Genomic DNA, 23,042 nt, shown 5'->3' on the forward strand with positions numbered 1-23,042 from the left:
CTTGATCTGGAATAACTATTGCCTATCTGCAAGGCACTCGGCTTTTGACAGCGCCGTGAAGCTATGGCAAGGCGCTGCGCAATTTACCGCCATTGACAGGCGACAATAATAAAAGCCCTTATCCCTTAGGGATTTGGTTGCACTTTCACAGGAAGATTGAGACGAATCATGGCAAAGCCAGAATGGGGAACCAAGCGAACCTGCCCAGAGACCGGCGAGCGTTTTTACGATCTGGGTAACGACAATCCGGTGACCAGCCCGAATGGCCATAAATGGTATCCGGAGCCGCTGCTGAAATCCAAACAGCCGATGCCGTTTGAAGATCCTTCCAAGAAAAAGGAAGATGACAGCGATCTCGCCGATGACGAGGCGCTGGACGTGGATGAGAGCGAAAACACCGCCGATGCCGATGTGGATCTGGGTGGTGATGAGGATCTGGGTGTCACAAAGTCGTCGGATGACGACAATGAGGACGACAACTGATCCTCGATCAGTCCCGGTACAAAATTTTTGCTTGATGCCCTGATGCGGTTGGACTAGAGGGCTTGCCTCTGGTCTGCCCGTCTATCCCATAGGGGCAGCAATATGGGGCCTTAGCTCAGCTGGGAGAGCGCTTCGCTGGCAGCGAAGAGGTCACCGGTTCGATCCCGGTAGGCTCCACCAGCCTTCGCTAAAGCTACGGCTGGCAGGCCAGCCGGAGATTTCGCGAAGGCTGTCCGCCGAAGCCGAAGGCGTAGGAGGACGCAGCAAGCGCCAAGCTCTATGCCATAGACGTAAAAGGGCAAAATAATGCACTACGTCTACATTCTGCAAAGCATCAACTCGCCAGATGAATACTATACCGGCATAACGGCTGATCTGAAGAAACGCCTCGAAGCCCATAATCACGGTCAATCCCCGCACACAGCAAAGCACCGCCCTTGGCGATTGGTCAGCTATGTCGCTTTTGCCGATGAAGCTAAAGCGCAGGCTTTTGAGAAATATCTGAAATCCGGCTCAGGCAGAGCTTTCGCTGCGAAACGATTGCGATAGGCGCAATGCTAAAGCTCTAAAAGGCTCGAACCTATTCCTCAATCTCTTCACTCGTTACCACCAACTTCAAGGTGACACGTTTGGCAACCGGATTACCGTTCGCATCGCGATAGGGTATGTCCTCGCTTAGCCCGCTAGACCCCAGGCAGGGCTCACGCTCAAAGCTGCGCCGTATTCTGTCAGGTATGTCTCCGCTAAATTCAATGGTGTTGCATTCGACTTGGCGGCCCTCTTCATCCACCATAAAATCAACATGAATGGTGAAGTTCCCGTCTATATCTGGTTCACGTTTACGCCAATATAGACGCCCCGCATAAACATCTGAGATTGGCTTACCATCCTCATCACTTGCCGCAGTAAATTTCGCTCGCTCGGTCACAATCTCGCATGATTTATTATCCAGCGCGGGAAAACCGGAGCTCTCTATTATCGTGCAGCCTGTGATGTTTCCATCAGCATCAATCGCAAGCTCGTACCGCACCTGACCTTCTTCATCGGCGACCCAAGAAGACAGTGGATAGTCACTCTGCCTGATGATATAATCGAAACTTCCGTCGACGGGTAACGGTGGTCGAGAGAGGTCCGGTTGCGGAGGCTCCGATGGTTTGGGAGCGGGCAGAAAAATCGTCGGAACGGTTTTCTCCCCCCTATCTTCAACGGTCTCCTGACCGAAAGCCGGGGAAGAGGCGGTTAACGCTATCATGATGGGTAAAACGCAGTTTTTTATCATGTTTATCTTTATAGATGACCTAACAAGGTCATGCGACCATCAAAGCTGCGGTCTGTTCTGACGGAAACGTAAATTCTATACCAAGAACCGCTTTGCCAAGACCTATGGGTCAATATAGCGGCCAAAACCCGCCCCTGATCGCTTGATGCCTTTCATCGAAACGCTCAATCAAATCCGCATCCGTCGGGCAGACGAGATACCCGCCACCGCTGGCCAGTTTCTCGGCGATAAACGGCCACATCACATCAGGGGTCTGCGCTGCTTTCCACATGCCGGAAATCGCCGGGTCCATGCGTCTGGCGCCGCCAAAGCGTTCGGGACGGGCGCGGGCGCCGTCCCAGATATCGGTGTTGAGCAGGCCGGGACATAATATGGTCGAGGCAATGCCCTCAGCCTGCAATTCGGCGGACAGCGCTTCGGCGGTGGCAAAGCTGCCATGCTTGGTCAGCGCATAGAGCGGGAAGTCGCCATCGGGTGCGACCAGGGAGGCGCTGGAGGCGGTGAAGCCGACATGGCGCGGCCCGCTGGCGGCTTCGATCAGCGGCCAAAATGCCTGCATCGACCAGATCATACCCATCACGTTGACCGAAAAGGCCCAGTCAATCGCGTTCGCTTTGCCCTTGAGCACCGGCGCGCCAACACCAGCCCCGGCATTAAGCCAGAGCAGGTTGAGCGCGATATTGCGATCCGCCAGGGATTGCGCCGCGGCGGCCAGACTGTCGCGATCGCTGATATCGCCGCCAAGCGCAAAGGCTTCTCCGCCAATATCATCGGCCACGGCTTGTGCCGCCTCTTCGCGGATATCCTGCACGCACACCGTCATGCCTGCCTCGGCTAGCTTGCGGGCCAGCATCTCGCCTATGCCAGCACCCGCGCCGGTGACCAGCGCAGTCTTGCCTGCAAAGTCCTCAAGCCCAGCCATCGCTCAGAGCATCCCTGTATCGGTCGGCAGGCCAAAGCTAATCCGCCCGGCCAGTTCATACACGCCATGTGCCGTTGCGATATGCTGAGTCGCAACATGCGCGTCGCGGAAACGGCGCTGGAGATTGCTGGTCTCATACACCGCCGCGCCGCCGCCCAGCGTATAGGCGGTTTTGGCAACATCGGCGGCGCATTCTGTGGCATAAGCCCCGGCGAGGCGCAGCTGCGCGCGCTGTTCGGGTGATAGCTCGCCAGTGCTGGTGGCCGCCTCCCAGCAGGTGGCGATGGCTTCGCGAAAATACGCTTCCGCCGCACCCAGCTTGGCTTCGGCTTTGGCGATATCGACCTGTGTCACTTGGCGCTCGGCCATGGTCTTGCCGGTAGCCGGGTTTTTCTTGGCCTTGGCCATCGCCTTGATTTCATCGAGCGCGCCCGCTGCATTGCCCAGCGCCACCGAGGCGACCCCCATGGCGAGCATGCCAAACACCGGGAAGGTATAGAGCGGGCCCTGCTCCACCGGCGTATCGACGATCAGCGAGACCGAGCGCGCCTTGGGCACCATCACGTCCTTCACTGCCAGATCGCCTGATCCGGTGCCACGCATGCCCATGACATGCCAGGTGTCGATGCGTTCCACCTGATCCGCGGGGAACAGCATCATCCGGTGATAGGGCGCGCCATTGTCGAGGCGTTGCAACTCATCATCCTTGAAGATCATCGCGCCGCCGCACAGCCAGTGACAGTTGATATTGCCCGATCCCCATTGCCAGCGGCCGCTGACCTTATAATGGTCGCCCATATCATCGGCCCGACCCATCGGTGCAAACACGCCGCCGGTGATGGTGCCGGGGTTGCCATAGACCTCTTTGGCGACATCATGCGGCATATAGGCGGCATTGACCGCGGTGGTAGCGCCGATCATCGCGCACCAGCCGACGCTCGCCTCTGCGCGGGCCATGGCGTGGAGGATAGCAACGATATCCAACGGTGCCATTTCCAGCCCTCCCAGGCTTTTGGGTTTGACCATGTCGAATATGCCGATGCTGGCAAGGTCATGGGCAATATCGGCGGGGAGATGGCGTGCGGCTTCGATCTCTTCCGCGCGCTTGGCGATGGCGGGGAGACGTTCGGCGACCGCCTGGCCCAAAGGGACGATGGTATCTACGGCTTGCATCATTTAACTCTCTCCATTCGTCATGCTGAACTTGTTTCAGCATCTCCCGCGTCTGTGCGCAGTGGTTTGAGATCCCGAAACGAGTTCGGGATGACGATTATTGTTTATATCCTCACAGTTTCATCAAACTCGCCAGATTATTGCGTTGCATATCACTCGATCCACCAACAATCGGCATACCCAGCAGATCACGCACATGGCGTTCCAGTTCATAGGCGTCGCTCAGCGCATAGCTGCCCATTACCTGCTGACAGGCCAAAGCAATCTCCACCCCGGTATCGGCGACAAACAGCTTGGCCATGCTGGTCTCGACCGAACAGGGCCGCCCCTGCTGCGCCAGCCAGGTGGCGTGATAGAGCATATGCCGTGCCGCCTGCCATTTGGTGCGCGCGGTGACCAGCTTGTGGCGGATTGCCTGATGCTGGCTGATCGGCTTGCCGAACTGCTCGCGCTCCTGCGCATAGCTCCATGCCTCGGCTATCGCGGCGCGGGCAATACCCAGCGCGACAGCGCTGATCTCCAGCTTCTCGACATCAAGTGCACGTCCGGCAAGTTGCTGCCAGCCGCGGTTCCACATCTCCTCGCCACCGACAATCGCGCTGGCTGGCAGGCGGACATTGTCGAAATAGACATCCTGACTATGGGTATAGCGCAGATTGACATGCTCAATGTCCTGCATAGTCACCCCCGGGGCATCGGTCGGGACGAGGATGAAAGACAGGTTTTTATAGCGCTGATCCGCTTCACCCGAACGCACCAGGCAATAGATGTAATCAGCCCAATCCGCGCCGGTACACCAGCGCTTCGCGCCGTTGATGATGACCTCGTCGCCGTCACGCGATGCGCGGGTTTCGACGCTGGCCAAATCGCCGCCGATATTGGGTTCAGACAGGCCATAGGCGAAGAACATCTCGCCTGATGCCAGCTTGGGCAGAAGCGCCTGTTTCTGGGCCTCGCTGCCATTTTCAGACAGGTTCATGCCGCCATAAAAGCAGGTGTGAATATAAGGCCCGGCCAGCGCCGCGCTGCCCGCCGACAGTTCCTCAATCACCGCAATCGCCGCGACCAGATCCTGCCCGGCACCGTCATAATCCTCGGCTATGGTCAACCCGGTCAGACCCATTTTGTTGAGCTCGGCATAAACCTCACGCGGCCAGCGGGCCTCGCGGTCCCATTTCTGCCGTTCTTCGCGCGGTGCATGTTGGATCAGGAAGCGCTGTATCTGGCTGCGAATGGCGGAGACATGCTCTGGCTCATCAGCAAAGCTCTGCCAATTATCGGGGAAGGTCATCCTCAATCCCCCGTCAGCTTAGGAGCACGTTTCTCCATCATCGCCGCCACCGCTTCGCGTCTGTCATCGAGGAAGTTGGACACGCTCTCATAGCCGATCGACGCATCCATCAATTGCGCCGCCAAGGCACGCAGCGGGATGTTGGTCACCGTCTTGGTCCAGCGTACCGCCCAGCGCGGATTGGCGAGAATTTTACCCGCAATCTCGTCCACCTTGGCATCAATCGCGTCCGTCGGCAGGGCATAGTTGATCAGGCCCAGTGCCTGCGCCTCGGATGCGCTCAGCATATCGCCGGTCATCAGCAATTCCTTGGCCTTGGCATAGCCAATCAGCTGCGGCCAGATCAGCGCGCCGCCATCGCCCGCGACCAGACCCACTTTGACATGCGGATCGCCGATCACAGCCTTTTCATCGGCAATGATGACATCACACAGCAAGGCAATGGTCGCGCCTAGCCCTGCCGCGGCACCGTTCAACCGGCAGATGATCGGCTTTTCCATCTCCAAAAGCCCCGAGACAATGCGCTTGGCATCCCATGCGATACCGCGAAACTTGGCCGGGTCGGAAATCTGTTCTTCAAACCAGTCAAAATCCCCGCCGGCGCAAAAGGCGCGGCCCTTGGCGGAGAGAATAATCAGGTCGCTGTCGCTATCGCGCTGGAGGTCGGTGAACACTGTTGCCAGCTCATCGTGCATCGCGGCATCGACGCCATTGACCGGATGGTCGGAGGTGATGAAGGCCTTGAGTATCCGGCCATCGCGCTCAAAGGTGAAGCGGGTGTAATTTGTGTCTTCGATACGAAACTCTGCGCCCATCACTCTTCCCCAACTTTAACGACACGGCGGCCAAAATTCTCGCCGCGGAACAGTCCACAAAAGGCCTCGGGCATCGCCTCCAGCCCTTCAAACCGCTCTTCTTTGAGCTTGAGCTCGCCCTTGGCGATCATGCCCGCCATGGTCTGCAATGCCTCGGGGAATAGTTTGGCGTGATAGAACACCACCAGTCCGCGCATCATGATCTGATGGGTGATAAACGGCGTGGTGGTGCGGATGCCGGGACGATCCTCAAGCGCCAGCGAATAGTCCGCCACCTGGCCGGCGACGCAGATACGGCCATTCAGCTTCATCTTGGGCAGAACCCGCTCGATCATGGCATTGCCGACATTATCGTACAGCAGATCAATGCCGTCGGGCATAGCTTCGGAGATCGCCGCGTCGAGATCATCGACGGTCTTGTAATTAATCACCGCATCAAACCCGGCCTCGTTCTTCAGCCAGGCGCATTTCTGGTCACTGCCGGCAATTCCGACCACCTTGGATGCGCCCCATGCCTTGGCCAGTTGCCCGGCAGTTGCACCGACTGGCCCGGCGGCGGATGTCACCAGCACTGCATCGTCTTCTCGAAACTGGGCGGTTTCTTTCAAGCCGCACCATGCGGTCAGACCCGGAACGCCCAAAACGCCAATCCAGTAGGACAGCGGCAGGCCGGGATAGACCGGGCCGATAAAGCCCTTGCCATTCTGGATGCTGTGGCTGCGCCAGCCACCGGCGAAGAACACCTGTTGGCCCTCTTTCCAGTCGGCATGTTTGCTTTCCTCGATCACACCGACCGAAAAACCGTCCATCGGCGCGCCGATCTTCTGCGCGGCGGAATAGGTATCGCTGCCCGACAGCCGCGAACGGGTGCCCGGATCAACCGAGTTAAACACATGGCGGACACGAAACTGGCCATCTTCAGGGATCGGCAAAGGCGCTTCCTCAACCCGGAAATCCTCCGGCACTGGCAGCCCCTCACAATAGCGCGCCAGCACCACATGGCGCATCATCTCAGCCATCAAACTCTCCTTGTTTTCTTTTGCGCAGACCAGACCATGAAGCCCCTGACCAGTCAACCGGAACCGGGCCGAAAGTGATGAACAATTGCGATTTGGTGGCAGCCATTTATGCTGCACGGCATGGGTTTGATGCGCCTCCTTTTGCTGTTGACGCTAGTGCTGGCTGGTTGCGCGTCAGAAAAGGGCGCAGATACCAGCCGCAAGGCCGGTTCGGACACCCTCGTGCGCCTTTCCGATGCCGAGATTCGCGGGCTCGACCCGCAAAAATATTCCGACCTTGCGAGTCTGCGCGTTGCACGCGACCAGTTTGATGGCCTCACCCGATATGATGGCACAGGCAAGGCGGTCGCAGCGATTGCGCGTGGCTGGACGATCAGCGAGGATGGCACGCTCTGGCGCTTCACGCTGCGCGATGATGCCCGCTTTTCCGATGGCACCGCGATAACCGCGCCGCTTTTTGTTGCACTGTGGGACCGCCTGAATGCTGATGCGACTGCATCGCCGCATCGTGAGCTGTTTCGCGTGATCCAAGGCCTTGAGACCGAGGACGATACTACAGTCACCATCACCCTCGCCCACCCCTACCCCGAACTGCCCTATCTGCTCGCCCATCCCGCGATGGCGGCGCTGCCGATGCACGAGATCGACGGGAAAGGCGACGATTGGACCGCGATGCGTCCGATGGTCACCAGCGGCGCCTATCGCCTAACCGAGTGGCGGCTGAATGATGCCGCCATATTGCAGGCCAATACGGCCTGGTATGAGGCTGACCCGGCCATAAAGACCGTGATCTGGAAGCCGATGGATGACAAGCTCGCGGGCATGCGGCTGGTGCTGGGCGGCGCCGCCGATATTGCGCATAGCTATCCCGATAACCGCCATGACTGGTTGGAAGAGAACCATTCCGAATATCTGCGCAGCGGCGATTATCTCGGCAGCTATTATTTTGCTTTCAACACCCGCAAACCGCCTTTCGAGAATGCTGATGTCCGGCGCGCGCTGTCGATGGTTGTTAATCGGGATTTTCTGGCGCAGACTTTGCTGCCCTTTGGTAATCGGCCTGCTTGCGGCGTAGTGCCGCCAGCGCTGTTGGAAGAGGCTTTGGGCGACTGCACGGGAAATCCCGACAGCATCGGAGCCGCAACCGCTCTGCTCAATCAAGCAGGTTATGACAGCGACAACCCTCTACGCTTCGCCATCCGCATCAACTCCGCACGTGAGCATAGCCGGGTTGCGGTATCACTCGCAGCGATGTGGCGCGAACTGCCGGTAGAGCCAGAGATTCTTAACAGTGAGGCGACGCTCCATTTTGCCAGCCTGCGCCGCAGCGACTTTGCACTTGCCCGTTCAGGCTGGATCGCGGATCTGCCGACCGCCGATAATTTCCTCGCCGTGCATCGTTCCAATGCCGGGCCGAGCAACTATAGCGGCTATGCCAATCCAGCCTATGACGCATTGCTCGATCGCGCCAATGCCAGCCCCTCCAAAACAGAGCGCGCCAAACTGATTGCCGAAGCCGATACAATGATCGCCAAAGATGCGCCTGTCTTGCCGCTCTATTTTTATCGCGCTACCGCTCTGGTTTCACCGCGGGTAAAGGGATGGCAGGATAACAGCCTCAATATCCATCCCAGCGCCACCCTGTCTCTGGCCGAATAAAGGACCATCGTGACCGCTTCCATCTCTCGCTTGGCTTGGCTCTCCATTGCAGCCCTGATGCTCGCCTTGCTGGCCGGGTGCGACAATGGCAATGACGGCGCGATCACGGTCTCGCTGATCGACCCCGGCGATGAGGCGCAGCAGATTGGCCGCAAGTTCCTAAGCCCCGGTGCGCGCCAATTGCGCATGGCACAGGCGCAGGGGCTGGTGCGCTATGATGATGAGGGGCAGATTGTCCCCGGCCTTGCCCAGCGCTGGGTCGTCACCGATGACGGGCTGAGCTATATTTTCCGCCTGCACAAGCGCGACTGGTCGGACGGCAAGACGGTCACCGCTCAGGATGTCGCGCGCGGTCTGAATGAGCGGATTGCAATTGAAAAAGAGGGGCGTTTTTCGGCCGAAATGATGAAGGTGCGCGACGTAATCGCGCGGACCCGTCAGGTGGTCGAGGTGCGGCTCGATTCGCCCTCACCCAGTTTCCTGACCATTTTAGCGCTGCCCGAAATGGGCGTGCGCACCGATGACCAAGGCACCGGGCCCTTTGCCCTCACCGCGCCCGAAAATGGCAATGGGGACGACGAGGAAGCGACTGCGGCAGGGCCTTTCTGGCTCGACCTCTCCACGGCTGAAACAGAAATGCTGGATGAGGAAGACGCCGCTGCGAAACGCCGTGTCTTTCTCACCACGGATCGCGCCGCACTGGCGATACAACGTTTTCGCAACAGCCAGAGCGACATTGTCCTTGGCGGGCGTTTCCAGCATCTGCCTTTGGTCAATGTCTCGGGCATTGCACGCAGCCGGTTGCAGCTTGATCCCGTCGCCGGCCTGTTCGGGCTCGAGATTGTCAATCATGACGGGTTTCTCAGCGATCCGGTCAATCGCGAGGCGCTGGCCATGGCGATTGACCGCAGTGATCTCTTCTCTGGTTTGCAGCTAACCGACTGGACGGCGACAACCCGGCTGATCCCGGAGAACATCACCGATTATCAACCCGAAGTGGCCAACCGTTGGAGCGAAAGCAGCATCGCCGAACGCCGCGCCATTGCCCGTGTCCGGGTGCTGATATGGGAAGAGGCCAATGGCCCAGTGCAGACATTGCGGGTCGCCATGCCCGAAGGTCCGGGTGCGCGCTATCTGACCGAGCGCCTGCGCACTGACTGGCGGCTCATTGGCATCAAGATAGAAGCGGTTGCCATGGATGCAGAAGCCGATTTGCGCCTTATTGACGAGGTTGCGCCCTATGGTCAGGCAGAATGGTATCTCGCTCGCCTCTCCTGCGTGCATTTGCCGCTGTGCGATGAAGAGGCAGACTTTGTTCTGCAGGACGCACGCGCCGCCTATGACAGTGCCAAACGCTCCGCCGGAATAGCCCGTGCAGAGACGCTGATGACCCAGCATAATGGCTATATCCCGCTCGGCCTGCCGCTGCGCTGGTCGCTCGTGCGGGGCGATATTCCGGGCTATGCGCCCAATGCGACCGGGCTGCATCCCTTGTGGCCATTGGTGCTAGACCCCATATCCTAATCAGACAGTGGCAAGGGACACTGTTAAGGAAGGCATATGACGACAGGCCCAAATACCCGTTTTGGCGAGACACGGCGCTTTGGCGAAGCCGAGCGTTTTGGCGAAGAACAGCAAGAATTTGTCCGCAACGCGCTCGCTACCCTGCCCACCGATCCGCAAGCCGTGCGCCAGCGGGTGGAGATGATGGAGCAGGTGCTGGAGCGCAGCCTTGTCATTCCCGGCACCAAGACACCGATTGGCCTTGATTCGATTATCGGCCTGATCCCCGTGGTCGGCGATATCATCACCGCCGCGATGGGCATGTATATCGTCTGGGAAGCACGCAATCTCGGCATGTCCAAATTCCAGATGGCGCGGATGACCGGCAATGTCGGTATTGACCTGATCCTGGGCTCTGTGCCGATGGTCGGCGATCTGTTCGACTTTTTCTGGCGCTCGAACAGCAAGAATCTGAAGATTATCCGCAAGCATCTCGACAAGCATCATCCCGAGACGCGGATTATTGAGGGCTAAGCACTCTCCTATCGTCGGCCCCGCGCAGGCGGGGCCAGGGCTTTCTTAAAGACTCACGCAATGACGCAAAGACGCAAAGAAGGTTCCTATTTGCGCCATCTCTTCGCGTCTTTGCGTCTTTGCGTGAAAATAAGCCTAGGCCCCGCCTGCGCGGGGCCGACGTTATTGTTGGCGAGTTCCTTCAAGTCCTGACCACAAAGGTGCAGCGCGGGTCGCCAGCGGCGCAGCATGTGGTTTCTGTCACCCGGATATGCGGGCTGACCAGTTCACGGAACAGCGTTTCAAATACCGCCGCATGCCAATGGCAGGCAGGAGCATAGGTGCGCAGGCCTTTGGCAAAGGGATTATCCTCGAGCGTAAACACAAGCGGCCACCAGCTTTGCACCGCGAACTTTCCCGATCCGGCAAAGGTCCAGGCATTTTTGGCAATCGCCTTGGCCAGCAGCCGCGCCGAAAGGGCAGCGGGCAGGATACGCAACAACCCTTGGGCAAACCCAGGAATACGGTTGGCAATGATATAAGCCCCGGTGCGTGCGCCTGCCTCACGCGAAATATCATCCGCCATATCCGGCAGCGTGCGGATCATATGGTGGTGCATCGCAATCACCGGGTCTTCATCGATCAGCCCGGTCATATCGGGCAGGCGCTGTATGCCCGATTGCTCGAGCAACCTTGCGACCATGTCATGGCCGTAGCGCCGCTCTATCGGTTCGATCAGCTGCGTCAGGGCATTGGGGCCGATCCGTGCGCCGTGCATCGTCTTGCCTACTCGTCTTCAACCATCTGCTCGGTACCGCCGCCACAGGCCATGATATTGTCCGCCTGCCGCTTCTGCTCGCGCTCGGCATTGCGTTCGACCGCCCGCGCCTTGGTCTGAGCCTTTACCGCCTCGCGCCGCTCCGCTGCCTTGCGCGCGCGGTCGGCGGTGGCTTCCCAGTCATCCAGTTGCGCCTCGGCGACGGTGCGCGTCTCGTCAAAGTCGAAGTGCACCTTATCCTTGGTCTGCGGCCCCCAATAGCCCGCCTTGCCGAGATCATAGAATGTCCGGCTGACCCCTGCTTTCAGGAACGCTTTGAGACATCCCAGCAGATAACGCCGCCGGAAACCCGTGCCGCGCCAGGGATAGTGGAACAGCGCCTTGCGCATATAGAAGCGACGATAATTCTTCATCACGCCATTCAACAGCTCGCCCCGGGTCAGCGCATCGGGCTTCATGATCGGGGTGACGAAATTATATTTGGAGAAGTCGAACACCTCGACCTGATCCTTGATCTCCTGAAACAGTGGGGTGAATGGCCAGGGAGTGTACATCGACCAGTTGGCAAGATCAGGCTGCCAGTCCCATGCCATCTGGAAGGTTTCTTCCAGCGTCTTCTCGGTCTCATTATCAAGGCCAACGATAAACTGCGCCTCGACAAAAATATCCGCTTCGCGCAACAGCCGGATCGCTTCCTTGTTCTCTTCGACCTTGGTTTCCTTGTTGAACTGGTCGAGCTTCAGCTGCGCCGCCGCCTCGGTGCCGAGCGAGACATGCACCAGCCCCGCCTCGCGATAGAAAGGCAGCAATTCCTTATCACGCATAATGTCGGTGACGCGGGTGTTGATACCCCATTTCACCTTGTCATTCAGACCGCGATCAATCAGCTCCTGACAGAATTGGATAAACTTCTTGCGGTTGATCGTCGGCTCTTCGTCAGCGAGGATGAAGAAGCCGACATCGTGGTTTTCGACCAGATCCTCTATCTCGTCAGCAACCTTTTTCGGGTCGCGCACGCGATAATCGCGCCAGAACTTCCATTGCGAGCAGAAGGAACAGGTGAACGGGCAACCGCGCGCCATATTGGGGATGGCCACCCTGGTGCCGAGCGGGACATATATATATTTGTCCCATTCAAGCAGCGACCAATCGGGTGACAGGCCATCAATATCCTTCACCGTGGAAGCCGCGCGGGTGGCGATGATCTTATCGCCATCAACAAAGGCCAAGCCGGGGATGGTGTGCTTGTCGGTCGGCCAGCGGCCTTCCTCCAGCGCCTTCATCAGATTGACGATAATCTCCTCACCCTCTCCGCGGACGATGACATCGACCCAAGGCGCTTCGGAGAGCACCTGCTTATACATAAAGGTCGCGTGCACCCCGCCCAACACCCGCAGCGCCTGCGGTGCCATTTCGCGGGCAATATCGAGCACATTTTCAGCGGCATAGATGGACGGCGTAATCGCGGTGACTCCAACGACATCGGGTTGAATCTCGTCAATCCGCGCCCGCAACTCTTCATCATCCAGATCATTGGTCATCGCATCGATGAAATGGACATCGTCAAACCCATGCTTTTTCAGCGCGCCGGAGAGATAGGCCACCCAAGCCGGCGGCCAGTTGCCCGCAATCTCCGCCCCGCCGCTGTGATAATTCGGGTGAACAAAGAGAATTCGCATGGCTATTACCTCCCACTATGTCAGGGATAAGTAACAGCGAGTCTGTCAGGCCACATTGACGTGGATCAAAGGTAAGAAGAGGCCACACAAGTGTGAGGCGCGCATGACTAAGTTCACAAAGTTCACACCTGTGAGGCGCAGAAAACTGCGCCTTTGTTGGAGATATCCAACGGGCTTTGGCAATCAGATAAGCGACGTTAAGATTCTATAGCTGAGAAAGAGCCAAGCCAATCATAGCATCGGTCCGCCCTGTAGGACACAGCCGCGCCGGTTGCCGCCATGTGCGGCTTGGCCCATGAAATGCTCCCCGAGCTTGTCTCGGGGAGGGGGACCGTCGGAGACGGTGGAGGGGGCGATGCCGAAGGCGAGCTTTGCAACGCACACATCCGATTGACCAAGTAGCGGGCTCCCACCAATCCAAATGCTTCACGCGAAGTACGCGAAGATTTTCGAGAGCGCGAAGGGCGACCAAGCATGACCATTTGCAAGCCCTATCAGCCACATAAATATCTCAACCAGGGACTAATCTACTTGGCACATAGTCGGAGTTAAGCAGAAACACACTCGAACAAGGAAATGCCGCTGGATATGGTTTAAGACAGGATGTACTTATAGTCCCATCAAGTCTTCAAACTGGCCTGGGTCATGTAAGATCACTCCATTGTCGGCACTTACATCAAAGAAACCTACTCCCGCAGACAGAGCATTGTTGAACACCCGGTTGTATGCCTTATCCGAGACAGACCAAGCGAACGCCATATAAATGGCGCTTTCAGCTAGGCTGTAATCTGTGACCAACGCCTCATTGAATGGTTCGGGAGCAGGTTTTGCTTTCAGGCCAAACAACTTCTTCCAGAGACTGGTTGAACTTGTAGTGTTGGGGTCCTCTGCTTGATCAAACGCATATGCAAATGGGCCATTCATTGGTGGAAATTCCTGGCGCATACGCTCAAAAAACAAAGGCAGATTGCCAGTCATGCCTTGCGGGGAATCATAGTCTCGTTGTTCTTCCCATCTGGTCAAGCTTTCATACCATTTCATGAATTCATCACGTTTGCGTGGCGCGGTATTGGGATCAAATACCAACAAATCGTAGCTCATCTTGCACCCGTTCTTTAAGTCAGTTGGATAATGAAAACAAATAGGTCCTCAGCAGCAAGCGTTGAGGTTTCACAAAACGCAGGCGGATTTGCGATCGCCCAATTCTTACGTCAGCAAATCAATTCTGCGGCCACGCCCTAATCATGCTTCTTGCTCTTCGTCGGCGTGAGCATGCCCGGTGAGACAAAGCCGATCGGATCAACCTGCATCGCCTTTTGCTTCAGCGTGCTTTCGATCTTGGAGTATTCCTCGATCATTTCCGGCGTTACCGATGAGCGCGAGGCTTCGAGCGCCTGACGGAAATTCTCCATCGTCACCTGCAGGCCCTCGACCGCCTCATTCAGGCCGTTGGAGCGCAGCGCGAACAGGCCGGCACGGCGGACAAGGTCTTCGAGATCAGCACCGGTAAAATTCTCGGCTTTTTCGGCAATTTCGCTGAGATCGACATCCTCAGCCAGCGGCATTTTGCTGGTGTGGATGCCCAGAATGCGGCGGCGGCCATCCTTGTCGGGGACGGTGACATAGACCAGCTCGTCAAAACGGCCGGGGCGTAGCAGCGCCGGGTCGATCAGATTCGGGCGGTTGGTCGCACCGATCAGCACCACCGATTGCAGTTCTTCTAGCCCGTCCATCTCGGCGAGAATGGTGTTGACCACCCGCTCGGTCACCTGTGGTTCGCCATAGCTGCTGCCGCGCACCGGGACCAGGCTGTCAATCTCGTCGATAAAGATCACCGTTGGTGCCACTTGCCGTGCGCGGGCGAACAGGCGGGCAATTTGCTGCTCGCTTTCGCCATACCATTTGGAAAGCAGATCGCTTGATTTGGTGGCGATAAAGTTCGCGCCCGATTCCTTCGCCGCCGCTTTGGCGAGCAGCGTCTTGCCGGTTCCTGGTGGGCCATAGAGCAGAAAGCCTTTGGCCGGGCGGATGCCGATACGGTGAAACGCCATCGGGTTCTTCAGCGGCAGTTCAATGCCTTCTTTCAGCTTGGCCTGCGCTTCATCCAGCCCGCCAATATCGCCCCAGCCAATATCCGGGGCCTGCACCATTACCTCGCGCATCGCCGAGGGCTGGACGCGTTTGATCGCTTCCATAAAATCCTTGCGGCTGACGCAGAGATTATCGAGCACTTCTGGCGGAATGGTCTGCTCTTCCAGATTGATCTCGGGCATGATGCGGCGCACTGCCTCAATCGCCGCCTCACGGGTGAGCGCGGCAATATCGGCACCGACAAAACCATAGGTGGTGCGCGCCAGCTCCTGCAGGTCAACATCCTCGTAAAGCGGCATACCGCGGGTATGAATGGCGAAAATCTCGCGGCGGCCAGCCTCATCGGGGACGCCGACAATGATTTCCCGATCAAACCGTCCCGGACGGCGCAGCGCCTCGTCAATCGCGTCAGGCCGGTTAGTGGCGGCGATGACCACAAGATTTACCCGCGCTTCCAGCCCGTCCATCAGCGTGAGAAGCTGAGCGACAAGCCGCTTTTCCGCCTCGCCCTGCACCCGCTCACGCTTGGGTGCTATCGAATCAATCTCATCGATAAACAGGATCGATGGCGCCGCCTTGGTCGCCGCCTCGAATACCTCGCGCAGCTTTTTCTCCGATTCGCCATAGGCAGAGCCCATGATTTCCGGGCCGTTGATCAGGAAAAACTCGGCATCGCTCTCATTGGCGACTGCCCGCGCCAGCCGCGTCTTGCCGGTTCCCGGAGGGCCGTGCAGCAATACGCCGCGTGGCGGATCAACGCCGAGGCGGGTAAAGAGCTCAGGATAGCGCAGCGGCAGCTCGACCATCTCGCGCAGCTGATCGATGGTCTCGACCATGCCGCCAATATCATCATAGGTGACATCGGCACGGCGCGCCTCCTTGGGTTCCTCATATTCGGGGCGCAGCTCGACCTCGGTCTCGGCATCGATATGGACAATGCCCTTGGGCGCAGTGGACACCACCACCAGCCGCACCTGAGTCAGCGCAAAAGCCGGCGTATTCAGCATCTGACGCAGTTGCGGCGGCATATCGCCGCGATTGACCTGTTGCTGGCCATTGGTGGCGACAACATCGCCTGCCACCATCGGTCGCCCGGCAAAGCTGCGCTTCAGCGCCTCTGCCGACCCCTGCAACCGCAATTCTTTCTGCGCCGGGGCGAGGACAACGCGTTTCGCCGCCTTCGATTCGGCTTTGGCCAGATGGACAAAATCGCCCGAACCGACTCCGGCATTGGCACGCTGAAAGCCGTCAATCCGCACCAGCTCCAGCCCCTCATCTTCAGGATAGGGCAGAACCGCGCGCGATGCGGTCTCGCGCTTGCCGGTGATAGCGATGACATCGCCCTCGGTGATGCCGAGACGCTGCATATTTTCTTTGCTGATTCGCGCCAGACCGCGGCCACTATCTTCGGGCCGCGCATTGGCGACCTGCAGCTTTACGGTATCCTTGCTGGCTTCAGCAGCATCGGCGGGGCTGTCATTCATGGGGAGGCCTCTCCTTTATTGGGAGACTAGACCTAGGGGTGCGCAGCGATGATTTCAAACACAGGATGCAAAATCCGGTCACAGACTGCAAAACCGGCGCTCTCCCGCTTAACGGGCAAAAAAAAGGCCAGCCCGAAGGCTGGCCAAGTTATATAGGAGAGGATGCCTGAAAGGCACTGTTGATATGGGCCTAACCCGGTTTTTGTGCAAGTGCGAAATGAACCATCTCGGTTGCAAATTTTGCACTTTATACGAATTTTTCCCGCAAAATCGCTACATTTTACACCAGATAATGTTATTGCGGTGCACAATGAACCATCAGTCATAAAATATCTGGAGCGGAAATGCGACGACTACCTCCCCTAAGATCACTCGAAGCCTTTGCCCAGGTGGCGCGACTCGGTTCGGCCAAAGCCGCAGCGGCTGAGCTGTCGCTGTCACCCTCGGCGTTGAGTCGCCGTATCGCCGCTTTGGAAGACTTTATGGGCAAGAAGCTGTTCAAGCGGCAAAAGCAGCTTTTGGCGCTGAATCGCGATGGTGAGGCGCTGTACAAGAGCATCGGTCCGGCACTGGAACTGCTCACCGATGCGGTGCATGCCAATATGGATACCAGCCGCACCATGCGTCTGCGGCTTGGGGTTTTACCGCTGTTCGGCAGCCAGCGGCTGTTCCCTAAATTACCCGAACTGCGGCGGCTCTACCCGCTGCTGCATATCGATATTGATACATCGGGCCATGGCGAGGATAGGCTGGGCGACAGCCTGGACGCGGCGATTGTACTCACCGAGTCGATTCCGGAAGGATTGCACGCGGTGCAACTGGACGAGAACTATGTCTATGCCATTGCCTCGACCGATCTGGTCAAGCAGCTGGGCGACAAGCCAAAATCAGATGTCCTGTCGCGGCAAACCTTCCTGATCCACAATGACATGCCCGAATCCTTCAGTGCATGGAAGGCAGAGATCGGCATGGCTGAGCTACAGCCGAGCGCCATCGACCATTTTGACAGCGGCCCGCTGATGCTCGAAGCCGCAGCGCAGGGGCTCGGCATCGCCATCATGCACGACAACCATCTCGACCGCGCCCATGATCCGCGACTGGCGCGGCTTTATACGGTCGAGGTGAAAAGCCCCTATAGCTACTGGTTCGTATGCCGCCCCGCCGCGCTGGAAACGCGGGCGGTAAGGTTGTTTCACGACTGGCTGGTCAAGGCGGGATTGTAATCAAAGAAGCCTGAGCCCCGCCTGCGCGGGGCTGACGATAATGATAAATCTCACATCTCATCGTCGGCCCCGCGCAGGCGGGGCCTGGGCTTTCTTATTTGTTCAGATCATCAAACAAATCACGCCAGTCGGGATTCTGCTCTTCAATCAACCTGAATTTCCAAGGGCGCTCCCACTTTTTCAGGCGCTTCTCTCTAACGATGGCATCATGAATCTCGTCATGCCACTCGGCATAGACGAGCCTATTCAAGCCATGTTTGCGACAATATTCTGAACCTGATGAGCTGCGGTGCTGAAAGCTGCGGCGCGCAATATGGCTGGTTACACCCACATACATGCGACCGCGATAACGGTTCGCCATTATGTATACCCAGCCGCCCTTCAACTAAAAGAAAGCCTTGGCCCCGCCTTCGCGGGGCCGACGAGAAGAGAGGCAGGGATTATGTGTCAGTTCACCCCACCACAGCTTTCTGAATAACCCCCGGGTTTGCCGGTGGCTCACCCTTGGGCAGAGCGTCAACATGCTCCATGCCGCTGGTGACCTGGCCCCATACGGTATATTGGCCATCGAGAAATTCAGCATCACCGAAGCAGATGAAGAACTGGCTGTTGGCGCTGTTCGGGTCCATGGTGCGGGCCATGGAGCAGGTACCGCGCACATGCGGTTCGCTGTTGAATTCCTGCGCCAGATCGGGCTTGTCGGAGCCGCCGGTGCCGGTGCCGTGTGGGCAGCCACCCTGCGCCATAAAGCCGTCAATCACGCGGTGAAATTTGACGCCATCATAAAAGCCCTCACCCGCCAGCTCGGTGATGCGGGCGACATGGTTGGGGGCGAGATCGGGGCGCAATTTGATGACAACATCGCCAGTGTCCAGGGTAAGCGTCAGGGTAGTATCAGCCATGGTAAATCTCTCTTCGATTTTGCGAACCGTCTTCGCGGCGCAACGCCGCTGCCAATGGTCCGGGGGAAGGATGCGCCCCATATAGTGCGGTTGGCCAAAATGTCACCCTCTTGCCATCGCAGCGCGCGCCGTTCACGCGCCAGCGGCCAGATTAGTGCATCATCTCATTGCATTTGCGGCGCTTTGCCGTCACATAGCCGAAGAATCACAACCATTGTGCCACGCCAGGAAAAGGGGGACAGCATATGGCCGATCAGCTTGATCTTGCCCCCGACTCACAAAAAGACGAGAACCGCCTCGACAAGGAAAACCGGCTCAAGCCCGGCTTTGTCCGCCGCGTCCTTGCCTCGCTCGAAGACGGGGTAGAGGAATCCACCTATGATCTGGTCGAGCCGCTGCACCCGGCGGATATTGCCGACCTTTTCGAGCTGATCGACAATGAGAACCGCCCGGCGCTGGCGGAGGCGATCACTGATCTTCTTGGCGCCGATGTGCTGTCCGAGCTTAACGACTATGTCCGTGAGGACATTATCGAGTTTCTGCCCGCCGAACAGGTGGCAGAGCTTGCCGGGCAGCTCGAGACCGACGATGCGGTGGCGATTATCGAGGATCTGGACGCCGCCGATCAGCAGGCGGTTCTGGAAGAACTGGAGCCGGAAGACCGCGCTGCAATCGAAGACGCGCTTTCCTATCCCGAGGAGAGCGCTGGCCGCCTGATGCAGCGCGATCTGGTGGCGGTGCCGCAGCATATGACTGTCGGCCAGCTGATTGATTATCTGCGCGAACATGCTGATCTTACCACCGAATTCTGGGAGATTTTTGTTGTCGATCCAGGGCATCACCCGGTCGGCACCTGTCAGCTCAGCTGGATCATGCGCACGCCTCGCGATGTCGAGCTGGGCGATGTGATGAAGCGCGAACAGACGCTGATCCCGACGGATATGGATCAGGAAGAAGTGGCGCTGCGTTTCCAGAAATATGCGCTGATTTCCGCCGCTGTGGTCGATGAATCCGGGCGGCTGGTGGGCCAGATCACCGTCGATGACATCATCCATATTGTCCAGGAAGAGGCGGGCGAGGACATTTTGCGCCTCTCCGGTGCCGGTGAAGGCGATATTAACCAGCCAATTGTCGAAAGCTATTCCAGCCGGGTGCGCTGGCTGGTGGCCAATCTGGGCACCGCCGTGGTGGCCAGCGCGATCATCGCGCTGTTTGGCGGCGCTATCGAGAATATGGTCGCGCTCGCGGTGCTAATGCCGATTGTTGCTTCTATCGGCGGCAATGCGGGCACGCAAACCATGGCGGTGGCGGTGCGGGCGCTGGCGATGAACCAGCTTACCCAATCCAACACGGCGCGTATCATCTTGCGCGAATTGCGGGTCGCGGCGCTCAATGGCCTGACTATTGCCGTGCTGATCGGCATTGCCACGGCGCTGATATTCGCCAATCCCATGCTCGGCTGGGTGATTGCGCTGGCGATGATCATCAACATCATCATCGCCGGTCTGGCCGGGGTGTTGGTGCCGGTGGTGCTTGACCGTCTGGAACAGGATCCGGCGGTGGCCTCATCGGTGTTTGTCACCATGATCACCGATTCCATGGGCTTTTTTGCGTTTCTGGGATTGGCGGTGGCGAGCGGAATGGTGCAGTTGTAGAATACATCCGCACCAGTCAAATCTATTCCTTGGCATCTTTTGGATATGCGTACATGGTGCTTATTACATCCATTATGGAAACAGGAATCAGATAGTTGGAAATGCGCATTCGTTTAGTTTCATTCCTGCAAGTTGCTGCACTTTTGGTCTTGGCATTTTCCTTTGCGGCTGGCCCAAATGTCGCTGCGGCACAATCGGATGTTGATCCGGATATTGTGGACGGCAAGACCGCGACCGAAGAAAATTTGATCGAGGAGGAGGAACTTCTCTTCGCTCCGATCCCTGAATGGGCCAAAACCGCCGAAATACCCAGCGAACAAACCGCTGCCACCAAAGGAATGGCGGGCAGCTTCGCTCTGGTCAGCCATCAGCACAGGATCACCGATAAGGGTGGCACGTATTTTATGCGTCAGGTGATACGGGTCTCTGAAGCCTCTGCACTGAATGACCTGGGAACCATATCCCTGAATTGGGTGCCGGGCAGAGAGAAGGTGACATTGCACCATCTTGCGATCATCCGTGACGGCCAACGTCTCAACATCCTCGAAAATGGCCAGACCTTCGAATATCTGCGCCGGGAACCCAATCTGTCGCAAGGGATATTGGACGGAAAAGTCACGGCAACGCTTCTCATCGAAGACTTGCGCGTGGGTGACATGATCGACTTGGCCAGAAGCGTTGATACGAGCTATGAGCCGCTGGTCGGACACTACCAATTCATGCACAATTATGCGGGAACCCTCAAAATAGATCGGCTGATGCAGCGGGTCATCTGGCCGGAGGACCGCCATGTCCTTATCAGCCATGGGTCTGGATTGCCCCCATATGAAAGCTACAAAGAAAATGGCTATGAGGTTAGAGAGTTCAGTGTTGACGCCATCGATGAAAAGGCGATGCCCAAAGATCTGCCGGAGCGATTCTATTTTGATCGCGTTTCGCAGATATCAACATTTGATAACTGGCAGAACGTAGCCGCGAGATTCCAGCCGCTGTTTGATGAGGCTGCTATTGTCCCGCCTGAAGGCTCTCTGCGCGATGTGGTAGAAGAACTCCGCGCGGAGCAACTGGACAGCAAGGCGTTGGTCGAGCGTGTGCTGGCGAAGGTGCAAAACGATGTGCGCTATGTCGGGAATTTCTCTGGATTGGGCAACTATACGCCACAAAGCGCACAGTCGGTCTGGTCGAGCAAATACGGGGATTGCAAAGGAAAAACCGCACTGTTGACAGCGATCCTGCGCGAATTTGACTTAGAGGCAACCCCTGTATTGGTCCATGCAAAAGGGTTTGAACCTATCGACTCTTACCTAGCTGCGCCCCATGCGTTTAATCATATCTTTGTGCGTCTAACTATGAATGGCGAGACCTATTGGCTTGACGGCACCAGGCAGGACGATACCTCTCTGGATCGCCTTCCGCCGGTCTTTTTCGGTCATATGCTGCCACTCGATAGCATCGCCGAACCGGTATATGTCCACGACGCCAATTATGATCGGCTGCAAAGCTTGGATCGCTATATTATTGACGCCAGCGCGGGGCTGGAAAAACCGGCGCGCTATCGCATTGAGCAAGTCCGTTATGATGACGCGGCGAAACGCTATATCAGTAAATATGGTCATATGACTGACAGCGAGAAAGCACGCGTGATTGAAGATTTTGTCGAGGATGACGACAATCGCGATTCCACTCTGGAAAGCTTCAATTTCTATTCTGAACCGGACAAATTGAGTGCCATGGTAGTATATGAAGGTACCACAATCATGCCTTGGATTGAGGGCAACGGCTTCCAAAAATATCTGGCCAAGCACCTGAATCTGGGTCGGCATTTCCATTTCGATCGCGAAGACGCGGAGTATAATGACCTACCTCGCCGAACGTCCAAACGACACTACGCCAACCAGGTGGAGATCATTTTCCCCGAAGACTATGGGGCGATAAACATTGAAGGACAGACCTATGACAAGCAGATCGGACCGGCACATTATATTCGTCGTCTGAGCAAGGACAAGAACAGGTTTACCGGCTATCTTGAAACCGCTGTCGGCTATCGCGAGTACACTGCCGAACAGGCCATCCAATGGGACAGTGAAACGGATTTGATTTTCGATGACAGAGTATATGTCGCCTATGCGCCCAAAGACAGTCCGGCGATAAGTAGCCTGCAAAGCTTCAACAGTGCCATTCAGCAAGCGCATGACATTGCCGCCGCGAATGGTGATACAAAAGACATCCATGATGTGCTCGACCCGCTTATCCAGACGGACCCCAATAATGTTCGCCTGTTGGTGACCCGAGCAAAACTCATCATGGACGAACAGCCGATGATCGCAGAACGCGACCTATTGCGCGCGCTGCTGTTGGAGCGGAGCAATTTAGAGGCTCTGCAGACTATTGCCCAACTCTATATCGACAATAGTGAAACCGCTCTGGCCCGGAAAATGTTGGACCGCATATTGCGGCGCACAGAGGAGCATCCTTGGGCACTGCAGCAACGCGAAGCACTCAATCTCTCCGCTTCAGAGCTGGGTGACAATGCTCAGACCTCGCCATAAGACTTAGGGTGTTTTGCTTATCCA

At 57.4% G+C, this 23,042-nt stretch carries 20 protein-coding genes and 1 tRNA gene; 9 read left to right on the forward strand and 12 right to left on the reverse strand.

What is annotated here, in order from left to right; all coding sequences use genetic code 11:
- Positions 1-168 precede the first annotated feature (168 nt).
- From RB602_RS14150 to RB602_RS14160, 3 genes are all read left to right on the forward strand, one after another.
- The gene (locus RB602_RS14150) at positions 169-483 is read left to right on the forward strand and encodes a TIGR02300 family protein (RefSeq protein WP_317081445.1); all 315 of its coding nucleotides are present in this window, start codon (positions 169-171) and stop codon (positions 481-483) included.
- Between the two features lie 104 nt (positions 484-587).
- A tRNA-Ala gene (locus RB602_RS14155) sits at positions 588-663 on the forward strand.
- 126 nt (positions 664-789) lie between these two features.
- The gene (locus RB602_RS14160) at positions 790-1,032 is read left to right on the forward strand and encodes a GIY-YIG nuclease family protein (RefSeq protein ID WP_317081447.1); all 243 of its coding nucleotides are present in this window, start codon (positions 790-792) and stop codon (positions 1,030-1,032) included.
- A gap of 31 nt (positions 1,033-1,063) precedes the next feature.
- Here RB602_RS14160 and RB602_RS14165 read toward each other — a convergent pair whose 3' ends face one another.
- The 6 genes from RB602_RS14165 to RB602_RS14190 form a co-directional block, all read right to left on the reverse strand.
- Complete coding sequence (locus RB602_RS14165; RefSeq protein WP_317081450.1) at positions 1,064-1,762, reverse strand: energy transducer TonB; 699 nt, start codon at positions 1,760-1,762, stop codon at positions 1,064-1,066.
- A 109-nt stretch (positions 1,763-1,871) separates the two neighbouring features.
- Entirely contained in the window at positions 1,872-2,684 is an 813-nt protein-coding gene (locus RB602_RS14170; protein WP_317081452.1) for an SDR family oxidoreductase, read from the reverse strand.
- 3 nt (positions 2,685-2,687) lie between these two features.
- Entirely contained in the window at positions 2,688-3,860 is a 1,173-nt protein-coding gene (locus tag RB602_RS14175; protein ID WP_317081454.1) for an acyl-CoA dehydrogenase family protein, read from the reverse strand.
- Between the two features lie 109 nt (positions 3,861-3,969).
- Positions 3,970-5,148, reverse strand: a complete 1,179-nt coding sequence (locus tag RB602_RS14180; RefSeq protein ID WP_317081455.1) for an acyl-CoA dehydrogenase family protein — start codon at positions 5,146-5,148, stop codon at positions 3,970-3,972.
- A 2-nt stretch (positions 5,149-5,150) separates the two neighbouring features.
- A complete protein-coding gene (locus RB602_RS14185; RefSeq protein ID WP_317081456.1) occupies positions 5,151-5,963 on the reverse strand; it encodes an enoyl-CoA hydratase/isomerase family protein in 813 nt (270 codons plus the stop codon).
- A complete protein-coding gene (locus RB602_RS14190; RefSeq protein ID WP_317081458.1) occupies positions 5,963-6,982 on the reverse strand; it encodes an NADP-dependent oxidoreductase in 1,020 nt (339 codons plus the stop codon). Before RB602_RS14190 ends, RB602_RS14185 begins: the two co-directional genes overlap by 1 nt.
- Positions 6,983-7,111: 129 nt before the next feature.
- Here RB602_RS14190 and RB602_RS14195 point away from each other — a divergent pair, with 129 nt between their 5' ends.
- The 3 genes from RB602_RS14195 to RB602_RS14205 all read left to right on the forward strand — a co-directional run bounded on the left by RB602_RS14195 (position 7,112) and on the right by RB602_RS14205 (position 10,678).
- Positions 7,112-8,641: a peptide ABC transporter substrate-binding protein gene (locus tag RB602_RS14195; RefSeq protein ID WP_317081460.1), complete on the forward strand. Its 1,530-nt coding sequence runs from the start codon at positions 7,112-7,114 to the stop codon at positions 8,639-8,641.
- Between the two features lie 9 nt (positions 8,642-8,650).
- Positions 8,651-10,165: an ABC transporter substrate-binding protein gene (locus RB602_RS14200; RefSeq protein ID WP_317081462.1), complete on the forward strand. Its 1,515-nt coding sequence runs from the start codon at positions 8,651-8,653 to the stop codon at positions 10,163-10,165.
- 180 nt (positions 10,166-10,345) lie between these two features.
- Entirely contained in the window at positions 10,346-10,678 is a 333-nt protein-coding gene (locus RB602_RS14205) for a DUF4112 domain-containing protein (RefSeq protein WP_317084568.1), read from the forward strand.
- Positions 10,679-10,859: 181 nt separating this feature from the next.
- On the opposite strand, the gene bchJ is transcribed toward RB602_RS14205, so the two are convergent.
- From bchJ to RB602_RS14225, 4 genes are all read right to left on the reverse strand, one after another.
- On the reverse strand, positions 10,860-11,435 hold the full coding sequence (gene bchJ / locus RB602_RS14210; RefSeq protein ID WP_317081463.1) for a bacteriochlorophyll 4-vinyl reductase: 576 nt from the start codon (positions 11,433-11,435) through the stop codon (positions 10,860-10,862).
- An 8-nt stretch (positions 11,436-11,443) separates the two neighbouring features.
- Positions 11,444-13,114: a magnesium-protoporphyrin IX monomethyl ester anaerobic oxidative cyclase gene (bchE, locus tag RB602_RS14215; RefSeq protein WP_317081464.1), complete on the reverse strand. Its 1,671-nt coding sequence runs from the start codon at positions 13,112-13,114 to the stop codon at positions 11,444-11,446.
- 609 nt (positions 13,115-13,723) lie between these two features.
- Positions 13,724-14,215 carry a hypothetical protein gene (locus RB602_RS14220; RefSeq protein ID WP_317081466.1) on the reverse strand — a complete coding sequence of 164 codons (492 nt, stop codon included), beginning with the start codon at positions 14,213-14,215 and terminating at the stop codon, positions 13,724-13,726.
- 137 nt (positions 14,216-14,352) lie between these two features.
- Entirely contained in the window at positions 14,353-16,689 is a 2,337-nt protein-coding gene (locus tag RB602_RS14225; RefSeq protein ID WP_317081468.1) for a CDC48 family AAA ATPase, read from the reverse strand.
- A 344-nt stretch (positions 16,690-17,033) separates the two neighbouring features.
- Between RB602_RS14225 and RB602_RS14230 the strand changes: the two genes are divergently transcribed.
- Positions 17,034-17,912: a LysR substrate-binding domain-containing protein gene (locus RB602_RS14230; RefSeq protein WP_317081470.1), complete on the forward strand. Its 879-nt coding sequence runs from the start codon at positions 17,034-17,036 to the stop codon at positions 17,910-17,912.
- 94 nt (positions 17,913-18,006) lie between these two features.
- On the opposite strand, the gene RB602_RS14235 is transcribed toward RB602_RS14230, so the two are convergent.
- The gene (locus RB602_RS14235; protein WP_317081472.1) at positions 18,007-18,273 is read right to left on the reverse strand and encodes a GIY-YIG nuclease family protein; all 267 of its coding nucleotides are present in this window, start codon (positions 18,271-18,273) and stop codon (positions 18,007-18,009) included.
- A gap of 91 nt (positions 18,274-18,364) precedes the next feature.
- A complete protein-coding gene (locus tag RB602_RS14240; protein WP_317081474.1) occupies positions 18,365-18,814 on the reverse strand; it encodes a peptidylprolyl isomerase in 450 nt (149 codons plus the stop codon).
- Between the two features lie 245 nt (positions 18,815-19,059).
- Here RB602_RS14240 and mgtE point away from each other — a divergent pair, with 245 nt between their 5' ends.
- Complete coding sequence (mgtE, locus tag RB602_RS14245) at positions 19,060-20,469, forward strand: magnesium transporter (RefSeq protein WP_317081476.1); 1,410 nt, start codon at positions 19,060-19,062, stop codon at positions 20,467-20,469.
- A gap of 149 nt (positions 20,470-20,618) precedes the next feature.
- Positions 20,619-23,018, forward strand: coding sequence for a DUF3857 domain-containing protein (locus tag RB602_RS14250; protein ID WP_317081478.1), 2,400 nt, complete (start codon positions 20,619-20,621; stop codon positions 23,016-23,018).
- Positions 23,019-23,042: the final 24 nt, after the last annotated feature.

This window comes from Parasphingorhabdus sp. SCSIO 66989, assembly GCF_032852305.1.
GTDB classification, from domain to species: Bacteria; Pseudomonadota; Alphaproteobacteria; order Sphingomonadales; family Sphingomonadaceae; genus Alterisphingorhabdus; species Alterisphingorhabdus coralli.

Bases quoted from the DNA above. Each gene is read 5' to 3' on its own strand.
- RB602_RS14150 (WP_317081445.1), top strand. From the start codon at position 169: ATGGCAAAGCCAGAATGGGGAACCAAGCGAACCTGCCCAGAGACCGGC.
- RB602_RS14160 (WP_317081447.1), top strand. From the start codon at position 790: ATGCACTACGTCTACATTCTGCAAAGCATCAACTCGCCAGATGAATAC.
- RB602_RS14165 (WP_317081450.1), bottom strand. From the start codon at position 1,762: ATGATAAAAAACTGCGTTTTACCCATCATGATAGCGTTAACCGCCTCT.
- RB602_RS14170 (WP_317081452.1), bottom strand. From the start codon at position 2,684: ATGGCTGGGCTTGAGGACTTTGCAGGCAAGACTGCGCTGGTCACCGGC.
- RB602_RS14175 (WP_317081454.1), bottom strand. From the start codon at position 3,860: ATGATGCAAGCCGTAGATACCATCGTCCCTTTGGGCCAGGCGGTCGCC.
- RB602_RS14180 (WP_317081455.1), bottom strand. From the start codon at position 5,148: ATGACCTTCCCCGATAATTGGCAGAGCTTTGCTGATGAGCCAGAGCAT.
- RB602_RS14185 (WP_317081456.1), bottom strand. From the start codon at position 5,963: ATGGGCGCAGAGTTTCGTATCGAAGACACAAATTACACCCGCTTCACC.
- RB602_RS14190 (WP_317081458.1), bottom strand. From the start codon at position 6,982: ATGGCTGAGATGATGCGCCATGTGGTGCTGGCGCGCTATTGTGAGGGG.
- RB602_RS14195 (WP_317081460.1), top strand. From the start codon at position 7,112: ATGCGCCTCCTTTTGCTGTTGACGCTAGTGCTGGCTGGTTGCGCGTCA.
- RB602_RS14205 (WP_317084568.1), top strand. From the start codon at position 10,346: ATGATGGAGCAGGTGCTGGAGCGCAGCCTTGTCATTCCCGGCACCAAG.
- bchJ (WP_317081463.1), bottom strand. From the start codon at position 11,435: ATGCACGGCGCACGGATCGGCCCCAATGCCCTGACGCAGCTGATCGAA.
- bchE (WP_317081464.1), bottom strand. From the start codon at position 13,114: ATGCGAATTCTCTTTGTTCACCCGAATTATCACAGCGGCGGGGCGGAG.
- RB602_RS14220 (WP_317081466.1), bottom strand. From the start codon at position 14,215: ATGAGCTACGATTTGTTGGTATTTGATCCCAATACCGCGCCACGCAAA.
- RB602_RS14225 (WP_317081468.1), bottom strand. From the start codon at position 16,689: ATGAATGACAGCCCCGCCGATGCTGCTGAAGCCAGCAAGGATACCGTA.
- RB602_RS14230 (WP_317081470.1), top strand. From the start codon at position 17,034: ATGCGACGACTACCTCCCCTAAGATCACTCGAAGCCTTTGCCCAGGTG.
- RB602_RS14235 (WP_317081472.1), bottom strand. From the start codon at position 18,273: ATGGCGAACCGTTATCGCGGTCGCATGTATGTGGGTGTAACCAGCCAT.
- RB602_RS14240 (WP_317081474.1), bottom strand. From the start codon at position 18,814: ATGGCTGATACTACCCTGACGCTTACCCTGGACACTGGCGATGTTGTC.
- mgtE (WP_317081476.1), top strand. From the start codon at position 19,060: ATGGCCGATCAGCTTGATCTTGCCCCCGACTCACAAAAAGACGAGAAC.